General features: G+C 50.4%; 14 protein-coding genes. 7 read left to right on the forward strand and 7 right to left on the reverse strand.

Annotation, left to right across the window (positions count from 1 at the left end; genetic code table 11):
- Positions 1-41: 41 nt before the first annotated feature.
- Positions 42-3,830 carry a methionine synthase gene (metH, locus tag ACJ67_RS01190; protein WP_049637535.1) on the reverse strand — a complete coding sequence of 1,263 codons (3,789 nt, stop codon included), beginning with the start codon at positions 3,828-3,830 and terminating at the stop codon, positions 42-44.
- Positions 3,831-4,014: 184 nt separating this feature from the next.
- On the opposite strand from metH, the gene ACJ67_RS01195 reads away from it, so the two are divergent.
- On the forward strand, positions 4,015-4,401 hold the full coding sequence (locus tag ACJ67_RS01195) for a CidA/LrgA family protein (protein WP_049637536.1): 387 nt from the start codon (positions 4,015-4,017) through the stop codon (positions 4,399-4,401).
- Positions 4,394-5,134, forward strand: a complete 741-nt coding sequence (locus ACJ67_RS01200; RefSeq protein WP_018986869.1) for an LrgB family protein — start codon at positions 4,394-4,396, stop codon at positions 5,132-5,134. The genes ACJ67_RS01195 and ACJ67_RS01200 overlap by 8 nt, the downstream gene beginning before the upstream one ends.
- 800 nt (positions 5,135-5,934) lie before the next feature.
- Here the strand turns inward: ACJ67_RS01200 and waaA are convergent.
- Positions 5,935-7,218: a lipid IV(A) 3-deoxy-D-manno-octulosonic acid transferase gene (gene waaA / locus ACJ67_RS01205; RefSeq protein ID WP_049637537.1), complete on the reverse strand. Its 1,284-nt coding sequence runs from the start codon at positions 7,216-7,218 to the stop codon at positions 5,935-5,937.
- A 396-nt stretch (positions 7,219-7,614) separates the two neighbouring features.
- On the opposite strand from waaA, the gene ACJ67_RS01210 reads away from it, so the two are divergent.
- The 5 genes from ACJ67_RS01210 (at position 7,615) to ACJ67_RS01230 (ending at position 14,010) form a co-directional block, all read left to right on the forward strand.
- Positions 7,615-9,780 carry an adenosylcobalamin-dependent ribonucleoside-diphosphate reductase gene (locus ACJ67_RS01210; protein WP_049637538.1) on the forward strand — a complete coding sequence of 722 codons (2,166 nt, stop codon included), beginning with the start codon at positions 7,615-7,617 and terminating at the stop codon, positions 9,778-9,780.
- A gap of 268 nt (positions 9,781-10,048) precedes the next feature.
- Positions 10,049-10,741 (forward strand): NrdJb, encoded by a 693-nt coding sequence (locus tag ACJ67_RS01215; RefSeq protein WP_049637539.1) that lies wholly within the window; start codon positions 10,049-10,051, stop codon positions 10,739-10,741.
- A gap of 312 nt (positions 10,742-11,053) precedes the next feature.
- Entirely contained in the window at positions 11,054-11,938 is an 885-nt protein-coding gene (locus tag ACJ67_RS01220) for a phage exclusion protein Lit family protein (protein ID WP_049637540.1), read from the forward strand.
- A 71-nt stretch (positions 11,939-12,009) separates the two neighbouring features.
- Positions 12,010-13,596: an LA2681 family HEPN domain-containing protein gene (locus ACJ67_RS01225; protein ID WP_049637541.1), complete on the forward strand. Its 1,587-nt coding sequence runs from the start codon at positions 12,010-12,012 to the stop codon at positions 13,594-13,596.
- Between the two features lie 84 nt (positions 13,597-13,680).
- Positions 13,681-14,010: a hypothetical protein gene (locus ACJ67_RS01230; protein ID WP_156171617.1), complete on the forward strand. Its 330-nt coding sequence runs from the start codon at positions 13,681-13,683 to the stop codon at positions 14,008-14,010.
- A gap of 172 nt (positions 14,011-14,182) precedes the next feature.
- On the opposite strand, the gene ACJ67_RS01235 is transcribed toward ACJ67_RS01230, so the two are convergent.
- From ACJ67_RS01235 to ACJ67_RS01255, 5 genes are read right to left on the reverse strand one after another with little or no spacing between them, the layout of a single operon-like run.
- Entirely contained in the window at positions 14,183-15,352 is a 1,170-nt protein-coding gene (locus tag ACJ67_RS01235; protein WP_049637543.1) for a Wadjet anti-phage system protein JetD domain-containing protein, read from the reverse strand.
- Entirely contained in the window at positions 15,352-18,801 is a 3,450-nt protein-coding gene (locus tag ACJ67_RS14555) for an SbcC/MukB-like Walker B domain-containing protein (protein ID WP_082163881.1), read from the reverse strand. The genes ACJ67_RS01235 and ACJ67_RS14555 overlap by 1 nt, the downstream gene beginning before the upstream one ends.
- Positions 18,798-19,457 (reverse strand): DUF4194 domain-containing protein, encoded by a 660-nt coding sequence (locus ACJ67_RS01245; protein ID WP_049637544.1) that lies wholly within the window; start codon positions 19,455-19,457, stop codon positions 18,798-18,800. Before ACJ67_RS01245 ends, ACJ67_RS14555 begins: the two co-directional genes overlap by 4 nt.
- The gene (locus tag ACJ67_RS01250) at positions 19,454-20,944 is read right to left on the reverse strand and encodes a Wadjet anti-phage system protein JetA family protein (RefSeq protein ID WP_049637545.1); all 1,491 of its coding nucleotides are present in this window, start codon (positions 20,942-20,944) and stop codon (positions 19,454-19,456) included. The genes ACJ67_RS01245 and ACJ67_RS01250 overlap by 4 nt, the downstream gene beginning before the upstream one ends.
- Positions 20,923-21,813, reverse strand: coding sequence for a YafY family protein (locus ACJ67_RS01255; RefSeq protein WP_156171618.1), 891 nt, complete (start codon positions 21,811-21,813; stop codon positions 20,923-20,925). The genes ACJ67_RS01250 and ACJ67_RS01255 overlap by 22 nt, the downstream gene beginning before the upstream one ends.
- Positions 21,814-21,882: the final 69 nt, after the last annotated feature.

Below are 21,882 nucleotides of genomic sequence, written 5' to 3' on the forward strand. Positions count from 1 at the left end.
AGAGCGCACAGTAGTGCGCTTTTTGTTGTGCAATTAACCCCTTACCCTAGGTTCGGCGCTAACCATCTCTCCAACCAAGCCTTATCCACATTCCGTCTCTGTGCCATGTCTTCCAGCTGGTCATTGCCAATCTTATCCACACTGAAATAGCGGGACTCAGGATGCGCCAGGTAGAACCCACTCACGGCTGCCGCCGGGATCATGGCATAGCTATCGGTGAGTTGCATGTCGATCTCGGTGGCTTGCAGCACCTTAAACATCTCGGACTTGACCGTGTGGTCCGGGCAAGCAGGGTACCCTGGTGCCGGACGGATGCCTTTATATTGCTCTTTGATCAGCGCTTCATTGCTCAAGTCTTCATCCGCAGCATAGCCCCACAGGTCTTTACGCACGCGCTCATGCATGTATTCGGCAAACGCTTCTGCCAGACGATCCGCCAGTGACTTGAACATGATGGCGTTGTAGTCATCGTGGTTTTTCTCAAACTCGGCCAGGCGTTTTTCCATGCCAAGGCCCGCTGTCACCGCAAACAGCCCGATGTAGTCTTCCACGCCCTTAGGTGCAATAAAATCTGCTACACACTGGTTGGGTCTGGCGACACCGTCGATGACCGGCTTTTGCGTTTGCTGGCGCATGCCGTACCAGGTCAGGGCGACCTGGCTGCGACTGTCGTCGGTGTAGATTTCGATATCATCTTCATTAACGCGGTTGGCGGGCAGCAAGGCAATCACGCCATTGGCGGAGAGCCAGCGGCCATCAATGATGCGCTTGAGCATGACTTGCGCTTCGGCGAACACTTTGGTGGCGGCTTCGCCGACGATTTCATCTTTTAAAATCGCTGGATAAAAACCAGCCAGGTCCCAGGTCTGGAAGAACGGACCCCAGTCGATGTATTGCGCGATGAGGGCGAGGTCGATATTTTTGAACACGCGGCGGCCAATGAATTTGGGTTTTACCGGCGCAGCAAGGCCAGTAAATTCCAGTTTGGCAGCGTTGGCACGTGCATCGGCCAAGCTCAGCATGGGCACGCCTTTTTTGTTGGCATGCTGAGAGCGGGCTTTTTCGTAATCAGCCTGGATCTCGGCTAAATAAGCACCACGGGTTTCCGGTGTCAGCAGGTTTTGCATCACGCTGACCGAACGCGAAGCATCCGGCACGTAAATAACCGGCCCTTCATAGTTAGGCGCGATTTTCACGGCGGTATGCGCGCGTGATGTGGTCGCGCCGCCGATCAGCAATGGCGTCTGATTTTCGACAAAATGCGGGTCGCGCTGCATCTCTTTGGCGATATAGGCCATTTCTTCGAGCGATGGCGTGATCAGTCCGCTGAGGCCGATAATGTCCGCATTCTCACGTTTGGCCATCTCCAGAATTTCGGCCGCAGGCACCATGACGCCCATGTTCACCACTTCGAAGTTGTTGCACTGCAACACGACAGAAACAATATTCTTACCGATGTCGTGCACATCGCCTTTGACCGTGGCGATCACCACTTTGCCTTTGGGCTTGGCGACCATGCCGGTGCGGCGTTCTTCGGCGGCTTTTTCTTCTTCAATAAACGGGATTAAATGCGCCACGGCGGATTTCATCACGCGCGCAGATTTCACCACTTGTGGCAAAAACATCTTGCCTTGACCGAACAGGTCACCGACCACGTTCATGCCGTCCATGAGCGGGCCTTCAATCACATGGATAGGGCGGCCGCCCTTGCTCATAATATCCTGACGCACTTCTTCAGTGTCGGCGACGATAAAGTCGGTAATGCCATGTACCAGCGCATATTCCAGGCGCTTGGTCGCTGGCACCGGATTCTCGGGTGTACCGCGCCAGGCCAGCGTGGCTTCGGCTTTTTTGCCACCTGCGACCAGCGTGCCAGCGATTTCAATCATGCGCTCGGTGGCCGCTAATGGATTATCAGGATCCACCACACGGTTAAGCACCACATCTTCCACACGCTCGCGCAATTCCGGGTCAATATCATCATACACACCGACCATGCCAGCGTTGACGATACCCATGGTCATACCTGCTTTAATGGCGTGGTAGAGGAACACGGTATGAATGGCCTCACGCGCTGGCTCGTTGCCGCGGAAGCTGAAGCTGACGTTGGACACGCCGCCAGAAATCCGCGCATACGGCAGGTTTTGCTTGATCCAGCGCGTAGCTTCGATAAAGTCGACGGCGTAATTGTTGTGTTCTTCAATGCCGGTCGCGATGGCGAAAATATTCGGGTCGAAAATAATATCTTCTGGCGGAAAGCCAGTGCTCACTAACAAATCATAAGCGCGTTTACAGATTTCGGTTTTGCGTGCAAAGGTATCGGCCTGGCCTTTTTCGTCAAACGCCATGACGATGACCGAAGCCCCGTAGCGGCGGCACAATTTGGCCTGGCGTAAAAACTCGGCTTCGCCTTCTTTCATTGAGATCGAGTTGACGATGGCTTTGCCCTGCACGCACTTCAGGCCAGCTTCAATCACGCTCCATTTAGAGGAGTCGATCATGATGGGCACGCGGGCAATGTCCGGCTCAGAAGCGACCAGGTTGAGGAAATGCGTCATCGCCTTGACCGCATCCAGCATGCCTTCATCCATGTTGATATCGATGACCTGTGCGCCGTTTTCCACCTGCTGGCGCGCCACGCTGAGCGCTTCTTCGTATTGCTCGTTGATGATCATGCGCGCAAACGCTTTGGAGCCGGTGACGTTGGTGCGCTCACCGACATTGACGAACAAGGATTGCTCATCAATCACAAACGGCTCCAGGCCTGACAGCTTGGTCGTGACCGGCAAAGTTGGCACCTGCCGCGGCGGCAAGTCTTTGATCGCGTTATAAATGGCATTGATATGTGGCGGCGTAGTCCCGCAACACCCACCAGCAATATTAATAAAGCCGCTTTGCGCAAACTCTTTGACCAGGCTGGCAGTGATGTCTGGAGTTTCGTCAAAGCCAGTGTCAGACATCGGGTTGGGCAAACCTGCATTGGGATAGATACATACGAAGGTATCGGCTACTTTGCTGAGCTCTTCGGCATACGGGCGCATCAGGGTCGCACCCAATGCACAGTTGAGGCCCACGGTCAGTGGTTTGGCGTGGCGTACCGAATGCCAGAACGCGGTCACAGTCTGGCCGGACAGGATACGGCCAGAAGCATCAGTCACGGTACCCGAGATCATGATCGGCCAGGTCTTGCCCTGTTCTTCAAAGAAACTGTCGATGGCAAACAGCGCGGCCTTGCAGTTGAGCGTATCAAAAATGGTTTCCACCATGAGGATATCCGCCCCGCCTTCGACCAGGCCACGAATTTGCTCCAGGTAAGAAGTCACCAGCTGGTCAAAGCTGACGTTACGGGCCGCAGGGTCGTTGACATCCGGCGAGATGGACGCGGTTTTTGGCGTGGGCCCCAGGGCGCCCGCGACAAAACGTGGCTTGTCCGGTGTGCTGTATTTGACACAGGCGGCCTTGGCCAGTTTGGCGGCCTGCACGTTCATCTCATACACCAGGTGCGCCATATGGTAATCGTCTTGCGCAACGCTGGTGGCACCAAAGGTATTGGTTTCAATGATATCGGCCCCGGCTGCCAGGTATTGCTCGTGGATTTCCTGAATCACGTGCGGCTGGGTCAGGGTCAGCAGTTCGTTATTGCCTTTGACAAACAGTTCGCGCTCACCAGCAGGCCCCTGAAAATCCTTGAACCGCTCGCCACGATAATCGGCTTCTGTCAGCTTGTAGCGCTGAATCATGGTCCCCATGGCGCCATCCAGGATCAGGATGCGCTGGGAGAGGGCTTCACGTAGCCATTGCTCAGTGGCAGAAACCGGCAGCTGTGTCATGCGTTTCAACTTGAAAATAAAAGCAATATTTTATCACAAGGACAACGCCACCCCTTGCACCTCGGCCACAGGACTTGTCGCATTATGCATTACTCCCGACCTTGCTCGCACCGATAGGCGAATTCAACAAATGTCTTTAACATATCGCTGATAAGGCGCATGGCGCATATAAACGGATCACCACATGATTTCAGGCTTGGTACAACTTTTCTTATGGCAAGGGCTGGGCGAACTGCTCAGCAAATTCTTTTTACCCGGCATCCCCGGCCCCGTGTTGGGCCTATTATTGCTGCTGGCATTTTTATGCTTGCGCGGCCAGGTGGATAAAGACCTGGCCGAGGTGGCGGACAGTTTTCGCCAGCATCTGGGCCTCTTGTTTGTGCCTGCCTCAGTCGGTGTCTTGCTGTTTTTGCCAGAGTTAAAGACCCATGCGCTGGCAGTGAGTACGGCGCTGGTGGTCAGTGTGATTTTGACCATTGCAGTCACCGCCATTGTGTTGAAGGTATTCTGGTATTTTTCACTAAAACGCAACAAAGGCAACGCTTTGCACAGGGAGCAGCGCCATGAATAAGCGTTTGCCGATTTCCGACATCTGGGTCTACCTCTCGGGCGATCCGTTGTTTGCGCTGATTATTACCTTGGCCACTTACCAGCTGGGCTACCTGCTGTATGTGCGTGCCAAGCGCAATCCACTGGTCAACCCGGTTGCTATTTCCGTGATCCTGACTTGCCTGGCGATAGACGTGTTGGACATGCCCTATGAAAAGTATTTTGAAGGCGCCCAGTTCGTGCACTTTTTACTGGGCACCGCGACCGTGGCACTCGCAGTGCCTATCTATCACGGGTTCAAGCGCATGCAGGGCAAAATTTTCCATATCTGGGTAGCGCTCACCGTGGGCAGCACAGTCTCAATTGCCAGTGCAGTAGCCATTGCCAAACTGATGGGGGCAACTGACAACATTGTCGGAAGCATGTACGCCAAGTCAGTCACGGCCCCGATTGCCATGGGCATTGCCGAGCGCTTGAGCGTTTCACCGACACTCACCGCAGTGTTTACTGTCATTACAGGCATGCTGGGCGCGATTCTGGCGCCTTACATCCTCAATGCTGTCAAAGTACAGCAATGGTGGATACGCGGCACCGCGATTGGCGTGGGTGCACACGGGCTGGGGATTACGCGAGCGTTTAGCGTGAATGAAGAGGCGGGGATTTACGCCAGCATGGCCATGGGGCTCAATGGCGTGATCAGTGCCATAGGATTGCCGATAGTGTTGACTTATTTACGGCCGCATCTGGGGTTTTGAAATGTGGTTGGGATAACTCCCACTGTAGTCATTTCATCTGATGGTCGTTCTGACGTAGGGTGTAGCAGGGGTTTCGCAGAGCATGCTCTGCGCCTGCGGAACGGCTGGCTTATGCAGAAGCCAGCGCGCCCTGCAAGGGGGAATCCAGGCGAGGTTAACATTAAGTTGTAGGGTGGGTATGCATGCCCACGCGGAGGACTCGTGGTTGTTTGTGATGTTTTCTTTCGCCTCTTGGCGAGTTACTTTCTGTTGCTTGCCCCACAGAAAGTAACCAAAGAAGAGGGCACCCAGCCATCACGGCCTACGGCTACCTTGCGTTGCTCAACAAAGTGGGCGGCCATCGAAACTCGCCCTAGTAGCTTGCACACTACGCAAGCCACCGCGGAACTCGAACAGCCGATGCCCGACATCCCCCACTTCGTCTGCGCTACTCAGCGTGATGGGATGGGATCATCTCGCCAAACTCGCATCGTTGTAGTTTGGACCGTTGAAAAACACCAATTCCTTTACTAAATCCACGGACCGCTGCGCCCATCTGGTGTTCGGGGCCCCTATCTGCCGCGCCGAGTAGCGCAGACAAAACAAGAGTAAAGGGAGCGACTGTTCGAGTCCCGCAGCAGCTCACGTATTGGGTGAGCTGCCAGGTCGAGTTTCGTGACCGCTTGTTTTGGTGAGCAACGCAGGAAAGAAGCGGAAGCTAGGGTGCACTTTCTTTTGGTTACTTTATCTTTGTGCAAGCAAAGAAAAGTAACTCGCCTAAAGGCGAAAAAGAAGGCTGAAAAATTCTTGGAGTGCTCCAGTCACTGTGCGCTAGAAGAATTAACTTTTAACAACTGCGCTATCGCCATCATCAACCTCTCCGTTGTCCCTCTATGCTGCGCCGTAAACCCCTTCGCCGCCTGCGACATCGTCGCTACTTTCCCCTTGTCCGCCGCCAAGGTGGCAATCATGTGATGCAACTCACTCACATCACTTAATTGCACTGCGGCATCCGCCATGACTGCCGTTTGCGTGACCTGCGCAAAATTAAACATATGCGGCCCCAATATCGTTGGTACGCCCATGGCCGCCGCTTCAATCAGGTTTTGCCCGCCCAGCGGTTGCAGGCTGCCGCCCATCACCGCGAAATCACTGGCGGCATAATAGGTATACATTTCCCCCATGCTGTTACCCAGCACCACTTGCACATCCATATTCAGTGGCTGGGTCAATTCAGTGCGCAATACATAGCGTAGGCCACGTGCCTTGAGCAGCGACTCCACCTCGGCAAAACGTTGCGGATGGCGGGGCACCAGCAGCGTGAGTACGCCGGTGCCTTGCACGGCATCCAGTATCAGTGATTCTTCGCCCTCGCGCGTACTGGCTGCCATCAATACGGTGCGGTCTTGGCCAAGCAACTGCCTGAATGCAGCACCTTTGTCGGCGCTGTCTGCTGGCGGGGTCACGTCAAATTTCAGGTTGCCGCAGATCATCGGATCTTTTGCACCCAGCGCTTGCAGGCGTTCGGCATCGGCAGCGGTTTGGGCGGCGACCAGTGCCAGTTGTTGCAGGCCTTGGCGCGTCAGGCTGCCCAGTTTGGCATATCCGGCAGCGGATTTTGCCGAGAGGCGTGCGCTCAGCAGCGCGATGGGGATATGCTTACGCGTCGCGTGATCAATCAAATGGAACCAGAGCTCGGTTTCCATCAATAAACCTAATACAGGCTTGAAGTGCGCAAGGAAGCGTTTGCTGGCGCCAGGCGTGTCTATCGGTAAATAGGCTTGCAGCACGCGTCCACTGGTGATCTGCTGTTGAAATAGCTGGCTGCTGGTGTCGCGGCCCGTCGGCGTGCCGTGGGTGATGAGTATCTGGTGCTGCGGATACTGTTCAAGCAAGGCGAGGATCAGCGGTTGCGTGGCGCGCGTTTCGCCAACCGAGACGCAATGTATCCAAATCAAAGGCGCCTTGACGGTGTGTGTGTAAAAGCCATAGCGTTCGCGCACATGCTGGCGGTATTCGGGTTGTTTCAGGCTACGCCAAAGCAGCTTGAGTGGCAGCAGCAGCGCTACCAGTGTCATGAGTAGGGAATACACGAATTTTGGCATGGCGCTATTCTCGCATTAATGCTACCAAAATGGGTGCTTCTGGTCGTTGTTTAGAGACTTGTTGTATTGCCGACACACCCTGAAAAACAGGTGAGTGATGACTCACCTATGCGTTGGCGCCTGTTTCTTTCATACTCAAAAAAATGCAAGCCATACCCCACAAAAAAAATCACAAAAAAAGCATTGACGTCAACAAGCTATAGGCATAAATTATTGCCAGCAACACAAGATATTGTGTTTGACCGGCGCCGCTGCTCAAGCCATAGCGTGCGGCAAAATAAGCGTATAAACGCTTGCCACAGGCCGGTCTCGTTGCAACGCGTTGTTTACCGCAGGGTTTTTCCGGTGCACAACGCGTTATCAATTTAATAAGAAACACCAAGGTGGGAGAACTCGATGCTGAAAGCAGTTGAACAAAAGAAAGTCCATTCAGAAGAGGTCGCTGTGGAGATTCCAGTGCAACCTGTCTCACTCGATATTTGGGATAAGAAATACCGTCTCAAAACCAAGTCCGGTGAGCATGTAGATAAAGACATGGACGATTCTTACAGCCGCGTGGCACGTGCGCTGGCGGACGTCGAAACCACTGAAGAGAAAAAGCACGAATGGCACGAAAAATTCTTGTGGGCGTTGCGCCGTGGCGCGATTCCGGCAGGCCGTATTACCTCCAACGCTGGTGCGCAAGAGCACAAGCCAGCCACCTCTACCATTAACTGTACTGTGTCTGGCGTGGTCGAAGACAGCATGGACGATATTCTGGGCAAAGTGCACGAAGCTGGCCTGACGCTCAAAGCCGGTTGCGGCATTGGTTATGAGTTTTCTACCCTGCGTCCAAAAGGCGCGTTTGTCGCGGGTGCCGGTGCTTACACCTCTGGCCCATTAAGCTTTATGGATATCTACGACAAAATGTGTTTCACCGTGTCTTCTGCCGGTGGCCGCCGTGGCGCGCAAATGGCGACTTTTGATATTTCACATCCAGACGTGACTGACTTTATCAAAGCCAAGCGTGAAAATGGCCGCCTGCGCCAGTTCAACCTGAGCTGCCTGATCACCAAAGAATTTATGGAAGCCGTCAAAGCCGATGCCGAATGGCGTTTGGCGTTCCCGGTGACTGAAAAAGAAGCCATTATTGATGGCCTCAATGTCAACGACGAGTCACAAGTGGTGTGGCGCGACTGGCCGATCAAAGGCAAGTACCTGACCAAAACCGAAGGTCCCGAAGCCGGTAAAGTGGCTTGTCGCATCTACAAAACCATCAAGGCGCGCCGTCTGTGGGATGTCATCATGTCTTCCACCTACGACTTTGCCGAGCCCGGCTTTATCCTGATCGACCGCGTCAACGAAATGAACAACAACTGGTTCTGCGAAAACATCCGCGCCACCAACCCTTGTGGTGAGCAGCCATTGCCGCCTTACGGCGCTTGCCTGCTGGGTTCAGTGAACCTGACCAAGTTTGTGCGCGAGCCATTCACCGACAACGCGCATTTTGACTGGGACGAATACCGCAACGTTGTGGCTGTGTTCACCCGCATGCTCGACAACGTGGTTGAAATCAACGGTTTGCCACTCGAGCAGCAACGCCAGGAAATCGCCCGCAAACGCCGTCACGGCATGGGCTACCTGGGCCTGGGCTCAACACTGACCATGCTCAAAATGAAATACGGTGATGAAGATTCAGTGAAATTCACTGAAGAAGTGACCCGCATCATGGCCGAAGTGGGCTGGGAAGTCGGCGTGCAACTGGCTGAAGAAAAAGGCCCGGCACCGATCATGGACGAGAAGTTTGAAGTGACCGCCGACATGCTACGCGTGCGCCCGGAAATGGCCGCTGACGGCATCAAGGTCGGCCAGAAACTAGCCGGTAAAGTGTTGCTGGGTAAATACAGCCGCTACATGCAGCAGTTCCCAGAAGGCCTGCGTAACCAGATCGCGACCAAGGGTGTACGCTTTACGCACCACAGTTCCATCGCGCCTACCGGCACCATTTCACTGAGCCTGGCCAACAACGCCAGCAACGGTATCGAGCCGAGCTTTGCCCACCACTATGCGCGTAACGTCATCCGTGAAGGCAAAAAGTCTAAAGAGAAAGTCGACGTATTCAGCTACGAGCTGCTGGCTTACCGTGAACTGGTGAACCCAAACGCCATGCCGTTCAGCGACAAGCCAGAAGAGCAATTGCCAGACTACTTCCTAGATTCATCCACCATCATGGCCAAAGCCCACGTGGATATTCAGGCCGCTGCGCAAAAATGGATTGATAGCTCCATCTCCAAAACCATCAACGTGCCAACCGACTACGACTTTGAGGATTTCAAAGACATCTACCTCTACGCTTACGACAAAGGCCTCAAAGGTTGCACGACCTTCCGTTTCAACCCTGAAGCGTTCCAAGGTGTGCTGGTGACCGAGAAAGACTTAGAGAGCACCACCTACAAGTTCACGCTCGAAGATGGCACCGAGATCGAAGCCAAGGGGAATGAAGAGATTGAGTACGATGGCGAGATTCATACGGCGGCGAATTTATTCGATGCATTTAAAGAAGGCTACTACGGAAAATTTTAGTGTTTGACTGCTGCGCTCGCCATTGCGGCGTTACAAAGCAGTTTTAAATCCTCATGTACTTGCTTGTACACTCCGGTTTAAAACCGTTTTTTGCCTGGCACTGGCTTCGCTCGCGACGGCAACCATCTGAAATTTTAGCCGTCATTCCGACGAAAGTCGGAATCCAGTGGCTCAAGGTTTAAAGCAAAGGCGCTGGATTCCATGTCCAGCATGGAATGACAGAAAACAAAGGAATGGGAACGCCAAAAAGACCCCACAGGAGAACAACATGGCAATCAAAATCGACAAAAAAATCACCGCATACAAACTGGTGACCGATGAAGACAAAAAAGCAGCCGAGGCCGCAGCAGCGCCTGTCACAAACATCATTCAAATGGGTGAACCCTTGAGCCGCCCAGACATGCTCGTGGGCAACACCTACAAGATCAAAACGCCGGTGACCGAGCACGCGCTCTACATCACCATCAACGACGTCATCATGAACGAAGGCACGCCACAAGAGCACCGCCGCCCGTTTGAGATATTCATTAACTCCAAAAACATGGAGCACTTCCAGTGGATCGTCGCGCTCACCCGCGTCATGTCCGCCGTGTTCCGTAAAGGTGGCGATGTCACCTTCTTGGTCGAAGAACTCAAAAGCGTGTTTGAACCTAGCGGTGGCTACTTCAAAAAAGGCGGCAAGTTTGTGCCTAGCCTGGTGGCCGAGATTGGTGAAGTGGTCGAAAAACACCTGCAAGAAATCGGCATGCTTAAAAAACCAGGCTTAGACGAACACCAGCAAAAACTGGTAGAAGAGAAAAAAGCCGAATACCTGGAAAAACACGCCAAGTCGGGTGAAGAATCAAACGACGAAGGCTTCCCCAAAGGGGCGCAGCTTTGCAAAAAGTGTAATACCAAAGCAAGCATATTGATGGATGGATGTATGACTTGCTTGAACTGCGGGGATAGTAAGTGCGGATAAGAGAAAGCCAGCTTCGCTGGCTTTTTTGTTGTGAGCGACAGTATAAGTTGCAACTTTGTCCTCAAAAGCTGCAATTGATGTCCTCATAAATTGCAATATTAAGACCCGCAGAAGCGGGTTTAATATTATTTAAACGTGATGTGGTAGCGGTTGCAAAACTTCTTTTGGTCACTAATGCATAGTGGCCTTATGATTAAATACATGGCATTACGGCTTAATGGAGTACATGCACAAAAAACGCGGAAAAATGCCCATAGCCAATGACCTATTAAAATAAAAGTGTTCTAACTTTAATACAAGTCACTTCAAAAAATGAACGCTCCGCGCTCTCCAATCTTAACTCTTGAAAATGCGATTGCTGGATGCGCCTTTCGTATTGCGCCTGAACGTAATCATGAGCTGGCCGAATTTCGCGACTCCAGAAATATTAAATTATCTCTTGTCGATGAGCGTGATTTTAATATCAGAGTTCTACTCGATAAGAATGAAATCATCATTGGCATAGCAGCGCTCGAGTTTCTCTGGGCAAGTTGCCATGCTCACTTGGTCATTTATCATGAATACGGTCTGGCACAAAAAAGCGACGCTACTACATTTGACACTGGTGGATCAGATCGTCGACTCAATGCAATGAAGCTTCTGAATTGGGCTGGCCATAATATCCAGAACAGCGGTAAAGAGCTTTGGCCTGCCGATCTTCCTCAACCAGTTCGATATCCTGTACCGCTTAGTGATATTCATGCTGCGAATGAATTATTTCTTTGTGCCATCGCCTGGATCATTCATCACGAACTTGCGCATCTACGGTTAAATCACCAGGCGCTATCTTCACCTTGTACGATCGTGGAAGAAAAAGATGCTGATTTGGAAGCTACGAAATGGATTCTTGATAAATGCACGGACTCAAAAGAGACTCGCAAACGAACTTATGGCATCGCCGCTGCCATATTGGCATTGCAAGGTTTTCAAAACGAAGATCAATTTGTTTCGCTTAAAACACATCCCTCAACTTTGGAGCGCATTGATTATTGCTTAACGGCCGCTAATATTGATGACGATGATGAAATCTATGCGTTCTCTGCGGTCACGATGCAAATACAACTCGCACATCGTGGTATTCATAAGAGTCATGCAGGAAGCAATTTTCGTGAACTTTACTCAGAGTATTTAATTGAATTTTCCAAAGCATCAAGTTAAAGATACCTATTTGATAATACTCTGTGCACATCTATTCAAGCTTACCGCTATTCATCTCGATTGGGAATTAAATGGACCTTAAAAAGATAGACGCTACACTGGCTCATCTCTCTGACATGGTAAGCATGGGAGCGTTTGATGAAGCATTCAACGGTGCTGAAGCGCTATATGCAATTATTTGCTATCTTGATAAAAATGCCATTTATTTCACAGTCTTATCTAATCTCGCATCGATATATATAGATATAGGTGCGATGAAACCCTGCAAGATCTCAGCACAAAAAGGGTTGGATATTTTGATGCTTCATCCTAGTGAAATCGCTGAACAAATTGGAGAGCATCATTATTTTTATAACCTGAGCAATGGAAAATTCAACTTAATAGAAAATAAAAATCCCTTTGATCATACTTTCTCGACGATTGAACAGCTTATCGAAGTAAAAACACTACTCTGGAAAGCCATCAAATCTTACGAGCAATCGCATCACACTCGTGCTGATCCAAAATTTATTGTTAATTTAGGCAATGCATTGAATCAACAATTTCGATTATCTGAAGCTTTGGCTTGCTATGATGATGTGAATCTTCTGCAGCTGGATATTCCTCAATCCTGGATAAATAGATCTAGGACGCTCATGATGCTTAATACGGTCAGTAATTCTTACTCCATACAAATGCTGGAACAAGTTAAAAATGGGTATGAAAAAATATTATCTTCTCCAGAAATTCCACCGCCATGGCTGGATTATTACAAACAGCAAATTGAATATTTTCAATCTGAGCTTACTGAGGCTTGCAGAAGAGATAATATCCAATACGATCCGCATGACTTAGATAAAACAAAAGCTGAATACAACGATTTAAGCGATTACAGAAAATTTTGTTTGGCGCATAACCTGACCTTATCGGAGCATGGTCTATATTGCGCATGCGCGGGCAGTGCCAGAGATAATTTAACGATCCCTACTTTGTCCGGGGTTGTTGGTGACTTTGTAGTACCCATGGAAATGGTACTCAATCGATTGAAATCAGAGTTTTCATTTGCAAGACATTTGTATTATGGCTATTTATCCGAAGAACCTGATGATGAATTGCTTCATGACTCTTGTTTTTCAGAGCTACTCAACGATGAATTGCTTGGTATCGATGTAGAGAAACTCAGAACTGCGTTTAGAGGATGCTTTGGTATATTGGATAAAATCGGAGTGGCGATTTGTGAGTTATTCGACGTGTATCCGCCGAATGATAGCGTTTCTTTTCAGAGTTTTTGGCAATTAGACAGAGATAATCGAAGAGCAAAGTTTAATAGCATTAAAAATCCGGGCCTATTAGCCTTGTACAGTATTGCCACAGATTTGAACGATAGAAAAGATGGTGAATGGTCATTTCTTAAAAAATTAAGAAACGATTTAGAACATGAATTTGTTGTGATTCATAAAACAGAAACGCCTAGTGATATCTATAAATCTTATGATTTTATGAGCCAAATTGTCTTTATTCAGGAAAAAGACTTCCTCAATCATCTTAATAGACTTCTTCAATTAACCCGTTCAGCTATATTTTCATTTGTTTTTGCCGTTAGAGATAAAGCGTTGAAAGAAAAGCAAGACGATAAACTGTATTTTCCCAACTCAATTCTTCGCAAAGATTACATTTAAATTTAAATAGATCACGAGAAGCAGTATTTGTGAGAAACATGCAAATCTGCACGCACCATTAATCACAATCGAAACACTAAAAGTATGAATAAAATGAAAAGCGTTACATACCTGGGAACTTTCGCGGCGACCTTTCTTATTCTGTGCACAGGATGCAGTCATAAAATCGAAGAGACATATGAGTCAATTTCTAATCCAAAACTCAAGCTTGAAATAAACAACAAAGAGGCAACGATCTCTTCTGACAGTGGTTCAATTAAATACGAGGTGGCAGCAAGTGGAAGCAACGGATTCCGTTTAAAACGTCCAGGCAGCTCCTATGAGCTTGGGTTCGATCGTCAAGGAAATACATGGGTTTGCGATCAATGTGTCCAACCTGAGCATACCCTGCCAACCACTTGGGAGAAGAAATGACATTCAGCACATGTTTTTTCGACGCACTAGCAGAAGCCTAAAATTCAACGCTTGACGAAGCAATTAAGTGAATGACGTACCGGTCAGGCCCCGGTATTGTCGCGATCAGCGTTGATGCTTTGGCGTCATTTACCTTGAGTGTTAAGCATCTGCAAATGCTTAGTTAGTACATTTATAGACTTTCCTGCTCAACAACGAACTCAGCTTCACTAATTGCATCTCCTAGTTCCGACCATCCGGCTACTGCAGAAAAGTGTCTGATTTGTGCCAATGTATGCTGAGTAGCTTTTCGCCTCACATTTTTAGGAACGTCATCAGGGTGCATCTTCCATGGTAACAGTTTGTATCCAGCTGAGTTAGCATCGCTGGCCAAGGTGGCGGCAATTCTGAATCCACCTTCATCCACATCTCCCCAATGATACAGGGGTACATCATTTGAAAGGCTTCCAAGCAATCTACGGTACATTGCTCGCCAAGCAGGGGATGGCATCCCGGCAGTGTAGATCAGCAGCACATTTTCATCGCATCGCTGGCGTGCCTCGCTATGAAAGGTAGTAAGGTTCTCGATGGTCATCACCATACTTGGAGTGCTGGCTAATCGAAGGACCGTTTGCGCCGGTAATCCACTGTATGGTTGATCCAGGCAAGCTGTGACGCGTTCACGCTCTATAATCACATTCCCAGCAAGTCTGGCGGGATGCTCCTCCCGGAAAAGCCCAAGTTCCTGCAAGACGCCGGACTCTGGTCGAATATCACCATCTAACCCTCCAACGAGCAAAACATCCAATGGAGCAATCAGCTTCTCTATACGCTTGCTGTCTTTAAACAATTGGCTGCTGAATTTTCGCACAGGCAAGGACATTGTTTGGGTAGATGGGGCGTTTTGGCATGCCACTATCGTGCGAATGGCATCCATCCAATCCTGATATTTTTCCGGCCCAAGGCTTCTCACCTTACGTAGCTTTTTCCAACGATCAATAACTTCCTCTAACACTGGGTAGTCGGCAACGAATGGCTGCAAATGCTCCCTTGCCTCATCGACCTTGTCGTCGGAAAGACGGATTCCCAGAAAGGCTGCTAGATTTCGTCTGTCGACAAGGTTAATTCGCTTGATAAAACCTTCACCGGACTTCTTTCCATCCCAGACAAGTTCAACGGCTCCCTCGGCCCGCGCAGCCCGCATTGTTTCCTCGAAAGATTCCTTTTTTGGTAGTGAGGAAAAGCCGCGATATTCAGCCAGGGTTGATTCAGTCAATGCCGCCTGGCGTGATCTTCGACCCGCATTACACATCTCAGCGGCAGAGAGTAGTTTGCTTAACAGGGAGTGAGCTAGTGTATCCATTACTCAGCCAACTCCCTTTGCCTCGCCATTGCAATAGCCTCTGCTCGCATGACTTCTATTTCCTGCTCGACGAGATTAGGGTTGAATTCCGGTAAGTCTTCCTTGAATTGGATGCGGATTTCTTCAGAAACGTTGTGCCCTTCAAACCTGACCGTGTTATTTTCAGGATCGCGCAATATGTCATAATATCGCCGCAGGAACGCAGTAAGAATTCCAAGATTTTCTCCTGGGCTGGCCATAAATACCTGCAGGCCTAATTGCTCCAAGTAGCGCATGGTAGCAACAATGTTAGTAATATCCATCTTGTTAAAGGCTTCGTCTAGCAGCATCAGGCGCAGCCCGTCATGATTTCCACGATCCAGCCTGTACGCCGAGGCAAGTGCGGCACCGGCGATCACATACAAGGGAGAGCGATGTTCGCCGCCAGATCCAGGGCCCAGACGTTTGCTGAGGTGACCCACGACCTTGTTTTCTTTTGTGATAGTATCTTCGCGCAGAATCTCAATATCGAAGTCATAGAACTCTCGATAGTCATCCAACGGACTCTTAATGCCTGCCGCACCTGGAGCAGCCTTTTCATTTAGTAATTCCTTGAATTCTTGCGGCAAATCTCCCGCACCGCCCAGCAGGTCTTGCGTCGGGCCATAGGCCGCCACATCCTTGATAAACTTGAGCAAAGACGCTAAGTGTGGTTTTACCACGCGACGGAAGCGGTAACGCTCGCCATTCGAGAATGATGGACATTTGCTCAGGACTTCATTCAAGCGACTCATAGTGTCTCCGAGCCATTCAAGGTTGTCATTCAGCGCAATCGCAACGTCATTTCGGAATGTCTCCTGCGAGGTACGGTATGCTGCATCCATTTCTTTGCTGTAACCGGCAAGCTCTGTCTTCTCAAGACGCTGAAGCAGTTCGGCAAGCCATTTGTGTGCATCCCGCCATTCACTGGTGTCCGTCAGGGTCTGTTCCTTGTAGTTCGTAAGGAATGCGCCGAACTCCTTCATGCCACGAACGATGGAGTCATTCATACGGTCTTTGGCACGTTCCCGCTGCTTATCGCAATGTGTCACCCTTTCCGGCAGCTTATCGTCGAACATTTCAATTACTCGATCCCATTGAGACAGCCAATATTCGTGGTCATACTCTGGGTTCTTCCGAGCCTCCTCGGCCGCATTTACAGCAGCTTGAACTCTCTCTTTAGCCTGCTCCTCATCCTTAACCAACTGAATGAGTTTTTCTTCGATCTTACCGACTTCTCGGTTAAGGCTATCCTTTATAATGCTAAGTTCGGATGCTTTGTTTATCCATTCCTGTTCCTGCTGTCCCATACGGACATATTCTTCATCAGCCATGCCCTCCAACAGCGAGGCATTCGACGACGCTTCGCGCTGCGCTCGATCCATTTCGACCAACGTTTCCGTCATGGACCTGACGATCAAATCCTCATTGGCAATAAGGCGCAGACTATCTATCAACGGTTGCAGACCTCGAATAGCGTTCTTGATAGCAGATATTATGGAAGCCGCCGCGGCAACTTCTTGTTGTACAGCTGCGATATGAGCGGGGCTACCTGTTCCGATCATAAAACTACTCTTGGGTGTTGGTCGCATCTTTTCGAAATCAGCGGCGGAAACCAGCATGCCGTCTGTCGTCATAGTTCTCTTTCCGGAGAGCGCCTCTGTATCCGTTGTCACTCGCATGATGTCGCCAAGCTGACGGCGAAGGAAGGCTACGGCAGCTGGGTGGTCTCCCTCAATCAGTTCTGCAACAGTGCCGGGTTCTGTATTTCGCCCTGTCTGCTGTCGGCTCGCCATGGCGATCTTCGCGCCGTAGACCGCTCGCTGGCCATTCATGCCGCGATAGATACGAAAAGCTTCCTTTTCCTCGTTGGGTTCGACCAATAAAGCCTGCAAATTGATGTTCAGGTAGGACTCGATCACCGGTTGCCACTCTAAATCAATGATTCTGACTAAGTCGCATACTGGCGTTGGATGCAGACCGTGATCCTGTAGCTCGGTGAGTAATCTTTGCACATGATTAGCCAGTTGTGGTCGTCCATCCTTGACCCTTTCTAGTGATGCCTGTAAGTCCTTGTGATTTTTGTCGGATTCTTCCAGTTGCTGGTTAAGCAAAGTCATTTGCCTCTGAACTTCGGAAAGCGCCTGCTCCGCACTCTTGATGGCTGGACGTATCGTGGTGTCCACGTCGTCGCTGGTCAGGATTTGCTCCCGCTCGGCCAAAGTGCGAATATCTTCTGCAGCAGCCGACATGGTTTCTGCCTGTCCTTTCAGGACTTCGGACTTGGCAGCTTCCGCCAGAGTCTTCTGAACGAGCTTTAGTTCGCTGCGAAGACTCTTCTCTTTCTGCTGTACCAGTTGCGTGTCAGCCTGAATTCTCGACTGCAAGACGCCATAATCTTTATGTGCGCCATGAGCTTCCTTCAAGGTCCGGTATCGCAGCGCCTCCTGGCTAGCAGAAGAGATATCGTCTTCCACTCTCTTCAGCTCATCACGCTTGGACTTTTGCTCATCCTCGACCTGCATTTTAGAGTCGATGGCTTGATTGTGGGCCTCTGTTGCAATCTCTAAGGATGTCATCTTACTCATGACATCCCATGTTGCCAGGCGGCCGCACTCCTCAGCCGCCTTAATGAACTCGGCTTCTACTTTTTTTCCATCGATGATTTTTCGCTCAATGTCGGCAACAAGTTGAGAGAGCTGCCGAAAAGTATCGGTGACCTCGCGGAACTTCCTAATATTGGTCGGGCGCGACTCCAGCACATCGTTTCGGACGATATGATCGACGGTGCGGTCGAAACGCATGCGTAAGGCGAAACGAAAAGCTCTGACAAACGATTCCATTTCTGGGACATTTCCCGAACCACGCAGTGCCAGCAGTACAGCTTTAATATAGCGTTGGGTATCTGGGTATAGCGAATCTTCTCCAGTAATCTTTTCCTTATCGCGCAGTTGATGACGGAAACTTGACCACTCGCGGGGCCGCTCCCGCCCGTCGACTACTTCCAGGTGATCGCTCATCTGAAGTTCGACTCCTGGCAACAAATATCGGCCAAGGACGTCATGACCATCACGATCCGAAGAGGCGCCGATACACACTCCCATTGTCAACGGAGCACCTGTTACCGTGTCTCGCCAGATTAATGAGATATACGTTGTGGCATGGTCTCGCGCTCTATCCTCGGCATTTTCTCCGTATTGCCCCAGGCAGTAGGCGCGAAGCGTGCGTGACGTGCGTTGCTCCTCATCTGCTTGAGCATTCAGGGCGAAATTGCGAGTATTTGCTCCAAGCATGGCTATCTGAACCGCGTCTAGCATCGAGCTTTTGCCACTGGCGTTTGGTCCGAAAATACCGGTGATTTCATCCACCAAAATCTCTTCCCTCTCAAACAGGAAAAATTGGACTAAACGGATTTTTTCCAGTTTTTTCATTCAGTCACCTCATGATCGTCTTCCGACTCAGTATCCTCAATTCGAGGCATATGATCTAACTCCTTCCATTGGGCGAGGCGAAGTAATGCCATTTCTCCGAGGATGTCAGCGATTGCTGGTCGGATGATGACGGCGTAAGGCAGTGTCTGATCGGAATCCCCCCTCTGTACCAAGCTTTCGTCGGACTTTTTGGCAATTCCCCATCGCTTCATAGTTCGCATCAGCTCGGAAAATTCGCCTTTGCCTGGCAGTTCGCGCCCAGTCATTAAACGATATTTCTCTTCAAGCTCTACTAAGTCACAGACGACCTCGCCATCATCGGTAAATTGGCCAAGCCGTGCGCCTTCATCATAGAGTGCTCGCAGCACGAGGGCGAGCAAAGTCTGAGCCACGGATGCCGTGCCAGCCTTTGCGTACTGGGGCTTGGCATAGACATAGCGCAACTGTCGGTTGACATCTAGTGTGATGCCCAGTGGGGCGAGGGCTTCCCTGAAGTCACGTTCGAAGCCCTCGATCAGCCAATAAGTGGCGCGGCTATGACGGTCCGCATAATAAATGACCTGTTCTACGACAAGTCGGTAAGCTGCAGACTCGAACTCCTCCGACGTATGTTGCCCATTGGTGCGGGCGGAAAGATTATCCCAGTAGTGACTCATTTTTTTGACTCCGAAGATCCGGCAGTGGCTTTTCTTGATTCAACGATGAAGGGACGGCCGGAAATTCCATTCCCCTGGGTTTCTAATGTGCCTGTAAAGCGTACGCGGAAACCCTTGGCTAGTGTCATCGCCGAAAGCATTAGCCGCCTGCTGTCGGCGCTCATAGCCATGCTGATGGACGACAGAGCCTGAAAGTTGCGCACATTGCTGACGGACTCCATATTCAGTTTTTCGCTGGACAAATGTTCTTTTGAGTCCAGTTGCGAGCGTACATATTCAGCAAGTTTAGGTGCAGAGACAGACCGTGCTTGCTGCGCACGCAACATCACCCTAGACTTTGCCAACTCTCTTTCAGATGGCACATGCCGACGTAGATTGGAGGGCGCTGGGCGCTCGATATGTTTGCGCGGCTCTGCTAAAGCTTCTCCGCTAACTAACACCCGTACAGGGAAGGGGTCACCTAGCCCTTGGGCATTGGATGACAACACGGCTTCAATTGCTTGCTTTACCATGTGATCGACTGGTCTCAGGGAGCGTAGCCGATATTCGAGGTAAGCGAGAGCTCGACGGTTAGCCATCCGGATCTCGTCATCAAGGCGCTCAAGATACTCGTCGATGCGACGTAAATCCTGCAACCTCTGTATATCCCGCTCAAATAGCATCTCTGCCCGGCGTCGATCGCCCGCACAGCGCCTGGACTCATACCAGCCAATCAGACGCGCTCGATGTTGTTCGGATTCCTGAATTTCACCCACTGCTCGGAGGATTTGTGGTCGGCGAGAAAGTGGATGTTCCTTTGTCCTAAGCTCTCGATAGTCACCAATGAAGACGTTTTCAATATACTGATTGAAAAAGAGCCGCACATATTGTGCCGTAGCGGTTTCTTTCGACAGTGAGTCCATGATGTCGCGCACGGTGGTGCCAGTGTTGCGCACATGTTCCATCAAACTCCGCGCCTGATCTGCCGTTTCAGAGAGCGTGTCGCCATCTGCCTGTCCATCAAGCACTTGCTGGATGTTGAGTTCTATGGAACGAATTTTGCCAGAGACGAATACAGGGCCGGTCTCAGCAAAAGACACCATAAAGGTGAGAAACTTGCTCACAGCAGGTCGCATCGTGACGCGCTTCTCAAGACCAAATGATTCCATGCGAAACCAACCACTATCGGACAGGCGGTTGAATATCATGTGCGCTCGCACCGAAAAATCCGTCTCTAGCGGCTGACCATCCTCATTTTCCCAAGAGTCCTGACTCAGCAACTCATCTTGGATGTCCTGTAGTATTTCCCTAACTGCGAACCCCTTGCTCGGTGGTAGGGGAGCATCCGGGCCAAAACGGTTGGCATGCAAAGTGCATAAAAGCGCCCAGTATCGCTGACGGTTTGGCGATGCCAGTGGTGCGAAGATTCTCTCAGGCAAGCGCTCGAATAACAGGTTAGCAGCCGAGCCTACTCCATTTCGAGACGTTATGTTCCAGGGAATAGCCATGGGTGCACCTCCTCGATATTCGAAATTGCCAGTTGATACTCAGGCGGCTTCTGTTTCTTTATATCCGTAGCCGCGCGTATATCCTGGATGAAGTAGTTAACCAGAGCCCCTCGGCAAGTATCAGTGCGCGCCGCAGTGTTGTTGAAGTATTCAAATCGGATCACGGACTCTTGTGCAGCAGTCAGCTCTGGATGTGCAACGAGTCGCACCTGCACATAGGTCACCCAAGCTACGTCATCTATCTCATCCCTTTCTGAATCGTCGTCGAGCAATACAGCCGAGACGATACGGCCAAGCGCATAGTCTCTGAACTGTTGATGTTCTGAACTGAACGCTCGGGTGTGCCAGCGTCGGCCTGCCTGTACCAGGCTATGTGGTGAGATTATTCGCTTGTGTGGCTCTGGATCGCTCATGGACATATAGCTGATCTCAATTCTCCGGTGTAACCGAATAGCCTCTGTTATCGACGAAAAAATGCGAGGGGTTGGAGCTGAGATACTTGGATAAGCTGACCATGCTCCTCTATGGAGGGAAGGCTCTGTTGAAGCGTATGGCAATCCGACCAAGGCCAGATACTGGTTCAAGGATGCCGAAACGTTATGATGCCCTTTAGCAGTCCTTGGCGCAGCTGTGAAGGCTGTCTCCGTGGCGTGATAGCTTTTAGTGACATTATCCCACTCTAACCAATCTGGATGAAGATCGCGAAATTCCCGAATCCACTCGCTAGCGCGCACCCCTTTTAGGTCGAATATCTCACGTAGACGGGCGTTATTAAGCCTGCCTTCCCATAAAAGGATGGCTTCCAACAGAAATAGTCGCCGCACTAAAGAGGATGGTGTCTTCATCTTACGGAAAATTGTATCATACAATTTTCCGTAAGATATGCCTGGTTATAGATTATTTGTTAGATTGATCGGCTAACACGAAATGTAGCTTAA

The organism is Methylophilus sp. TWE2, assembly GCF_001183865.1.
GTDB lineage: Bacteria > Pseudomonadota > Gammaproteobacteria > Burkholderiales > Methylophilaceae > Methylophilus.